Source organism: Aestuariivirga sp., assembly GCF_044239095.1.
GTDB lineage: Bacteria > Pseudomonadota > Alphaproteobacteria > Rhizobiales > Aestuariivirgaceae > Aestuariivirga.
This window is the reverse complement of the sequence record NZ_JBIICB010000353.1, coordinates 1-3,766: the sequence shown is the minus strand read 5'-3', so window position 1 is coordinate 3,766 and position 3,766 is coordinate 1. Positions and strand designations below refer to the sequence as shown.

The following is a 3,766-nucleotide window of genomic DNA, read 5'->3' as shown; positions in this document are numbered from 1 at the left end:
CCGCCCACCACGCGCGCCATGGGGAACAGCCGTTCCGCCACCAGCAGCACGGCCAGCGTGCCAAGCACCACGGCGCCCTTGTAAGTCAGCAGGAAGGCCAGTTGATCCATCAGCGGTCCTTGAGTTTTGAGGGCTGGGCGGGTGCCGTTGCCCCTGCTGCCACACCCATTCGTCCGAGAACATAGGACGTTACCAGCGGCATCAAAAGGGCAAGACCGATATAACGCGCCATCTGATGAGCGCCGACATAGGCCGGATCGAGGTTCAGCGCGAAGGCCATGATCGTCATGGCATCAAGCCCTCCGGGCGCAAAGGCGAGCAGCGTCAGCGCCAGCGGAAGGCCCGAGACGGCGCTGGTGATCCAGGCCCCCGCCAGCGCAATGGCGAGCGCGATCAGGAAGCCCGAAAAACCTTCCTTCAATGCCTCGCGGAATTCGGTGAAGGTAAAGTGCGAGAAGCGCGCGCCAATCATCACCCCCAGCACGACATTCGCAGGGATCAGCACAAAGGCAGGCGCCGTGCCGGAGATGACGCCCGACAATTCGAGTCCGGCACTGGCCAGCATCGGCCCCAGCATGAGGCCTGCGGGAACCCGCATCCACTCCAGCGCATAGCCCGCCGCAGCCGAAACGGCGATGAGCAGCAGGATATCGAACAGGCTGCCGATCTCGCCAGGTCCGGCATGATAGGCAGAGGCAGGCGACATCCAGGAGATCAGCGCTGGCAGGGCCGCCACCAGAAAGAACAGCCGGATGCATTGCGCGATGGTTACGCGCCGCATGTCTGCCTTCGTGCTGCTGGCCAGCAGCAACACGAGGGAGAGCGCGCCGGGCAGGCTGGCGAACAAAGCCGTCGCGCCGTCCCACCCGCTGCGCTTCACGTAGTAGGCCGTGCAGGCCCCGGTGACGAAGACCACGGTGAGGCCGAGAAAGGCGATAGAGAGCGGCCACTGCGCCGCCCTGTCCACTGTGTCCCAGGTGACGGATGTTCCCGTCTGGATCCCGAGAAAGATGAAGGACATGGCGCGCAGCCAGTCCGGCATGCCGACCTTGACGCCGGAGAAGATCGCAACAATCGCCGCCAGCATGCTGCCCGCAAGCCAGGGTGCGGGAATGCCGATAAGCCAGAAGACCAGGCCGCCCAGGGCGCCGATCAGCAGGCCCGCCGCCGTGTCACGCACGCTGGGCCCGCGCGTGCAGCACAGCCTCGGCGAATTCCGCAAAGCCGTGCCCGCCCTCGCCCGCCGTCACATAGCGCGGCAGATGCGGCATGAGCTTGGCATAAGGCCGGATGTTGGCAACGCCGATGCCCATCGGGAACACCGCATACATCGGCGCATCATTGGGCGAGTCGCCGCAGTAGGCGATCTTGTGCAGATCATTTTCAATATTGATACCAAAGGCTTCCGCGAGGAACCTGCTACTCATGGTGAGCTTGTCGTGGGCCCCGAACCAGGCATTCACATGGATGGAGGAGACCTTGGCGGCAGCACCTTCGGCATGGAAGGCCTCGGCGATCTTCTGGGCGGTGGCCAGCGGCAGCGGCGGCACGTCCTCGCAGAAGTCGATGGCGACGTCGATTTCGCGGTAGGCCTGGTCGGAGGCGATGGCGGTTCCGGGGAAGTCCTGCAACACCCGTTCGGCGATCCTCCAGAGCCTGGAGGCATTGGCGCGGCGCTCCTCGGCGGGTTGCGCATAGACGCGGATCATGCGCTTTTCGTCGTCGCGGTAGCGGAAATAGAAGGCGCCGTTCTCGCCCACCACGCCATCGACCGGCCATTGCCGCGCGATGAGGTCACACCATCCGGCGGGCCGCCCGGTGATGGGGACGACCTTGATGCCCGCGCGCTTCAGTTTCCATAATGCGTCATAGGCCTCGGCCGGCAGGCGGCCGTGCAGGGTGAGGGTATCGTCGATGTCCGTCAGCACGGCTTCAACCCCTGCGAGCATGTGGCGCGGGGCTTCGGTCAGGGGCAGCATGGTCATGAGAGAGCGGGCCTGTCTGGGTGGAAGGGATCGAGCAGCGCATCGCGCCTGCCGGTGAGCAGTTCCTCCGCGGCGAAGCGGCCGAGTGCCGCGGCGAGCGTCACGCCGGAGTGGGTGACAATGGTGTAGAGGCCCTCGCAGCCACGCGGGCGGCCGATGGCGGGAAAACCATCCGCCGGCGTCGGACGGTGGCCGACGGTCAGGAAGTCGAGGCCCAGCCCCTCCGCACCCGTCACCATCGCCTCGACCTTGTGCTGCAGGCTGGCAGCCAGTGCCTCGGCATCGTTGTCCGGGTCTGCACCGGCAAAATCGGTACCCGCGACGATGCGGCCCTCCGCTGTCTGCCGGATGTGGAGGCCTGGCGTCATGACGAGGCCGTTGAGAAGCTTCGGCGCCGGCTTCGAATGCGCCAGCAGCCCGGCGGGCGAGGTGAGCTTCAGCGTGATGCCCACCGAATCGAGAAGACTATCCGTGTGGACGCCGGCGGCGACCAGCGTTTCATCGGCATGGATCACGCCGTCATCGGTCATCACGCCCGTGACCCTGTCCCCGCGCTCGAGCCATTTGACGGGTGAGCCGCTCAGGACCTCCGCCCCCAGCGCGCTTGCCGCCGCAAGCAGCGCCTGTGAGGTGGCGAGGGGTTCGAGCATCCCCTCTTCCGCCACGTGGAAGGCATGGTCTGGCACGTCCCTGAGATTGGGTTCGCGGGCCAGAATTTCCGCGCGCGTGACGAAGGACAGTGGATGGCCCCAGGCCTCGCGCTGCGCCGCATAGGCATCAAGCTCAGCCGGGGGCAGGTCCCAGATGAGACCGCCGCACCAGTTGACGGCGAGTGCCGGAATTTCCCCCTCCAGCCGGTGCCATTCCGCAATCGCGCGCTGGCGCAGGCGGAAATAGGGTTCCGGGTTTCCCCAGCTGGCGTTGATCCAGGCCCAGCTGTTGCGCGTGGCAAGGCCACCCGGTTCGCCCGCCTCGAGCACGGTGACATCCGCCCCGCCCTTCGCAAGGTGCCAGGCGGCCGATGCGCCGATGATACCCGACCCGATGACGATGACACGCTTGGGCATGATCACTCCCCGCAACCTTGCTGGCTGCATGCGGAGAACTAGCCCCAAGAGCGGCTCTTGGCCAGTGCCTCAGCTGTTCAGGTCCCGCGCTTCTTGGCCTTGAAGCCCTTGGGCCCGCCGGCATGCGTCTTAGGCTTGAAGCGCGAGGGATCCTTCGCCTTGCCCTTGTGCTTGAAGACGGGGGCCGCCCGCGGCGGGCTCTCCTCCCGCGGGACTGACGGCGCAACGCCTGCTGGCGTGATGGTGACGCCCTTTTCGCCGCTTCCCTGCCGCGCGACGGTTTCGGCATAATCGGCGGCCTTGGCGGCGGAGATCTGGAAGCGCGTTTCCTCGTCAGAGATCTTGATCGCGCCCACATCGTCGCGCGTGATGTTGCCCGCCTTGCAGATCATCGGCAGCAGCCATTTGGGCTCCGCGCGGTGCTTGCGGCCAAGCGACAGGGTGAACCAGGCGGAGCCCGTCATGTCCGGCCGTTCAACGCGGACCCGGGGCTCGCCCATGGGCGCGGCGCGCACATGGCCGCTCTTGGCGGGAAGGCTGATGTGCGAAATGTCCTCGGGGGCGGGGCGCGCGGCCAGTTGCTGGCGGAGATAGGCTGCGGCCAGCTGCTCCGGGCTGATGCGGGCCAGCAATTCCGTAACGAAACCTGCCTCGGCCTCCTCCGGCGGGGCAGACGCGGTGGCGGCCTCGAGGATCTGCTCACGGTAGCGCGCG

At 66.6% G+C, this 3,766-nt stretch carries 4 protein-coding genes; all 4 read right to left on the bottom strand.

Annotation, left to right across the window (positions count from 1 at the left end; translation table 11 throughout):
• Window positions 1–109: 109 nt before the first annotated feature.
• Entirely contained in the window at window positions 110–1,180 is a 1,071-nt protein-coding gene (locus ACILRA_RS21005; RefSeq protein WP_395663998.1) for an AbrB family transcriptional regulator, read from the bottom strand.
• Window positions 1,173–1,985 (bottom strand): HAD-IIB family hydrolase, encoded by an 813-nt coding sequence (locus tag ACILRA_RS21000; protein ID WP_395663997.1) that lies wholly within the window; start codon window positions 1,983–1,985, stop codon window positions 1,173–1,175. Before ACILRA_RS21000 ends, ACILRA_RS21005 begins: the two co-directional genes overlap by 8 nt.
• Entirely contained in the window at window positions 1,982–3,052 is a 1,071-nt protein-coding gene (locus tag ACILRA_RS20995; protein ID WP_395663996.1) for an NAD(P)/FAD-dependent oxidoreductase, read from the bottom strand. The genes ACILRA_RS21000 and ACILRA_RS20995 overlap by 4 nt, the downstream gene beginning before the upstream one ends.
• Window positions 3,053–3,129: 77 nt before the next feature.
• Window positions 3,130–3,766, bottom strand: a 637-nt coding sequence (locus ACILRA_RS20990) for a DbpA RNA binding domain-containing protein (protein WP_395663995.1), incomplete at its 5' end; no start/stop codon positions are given.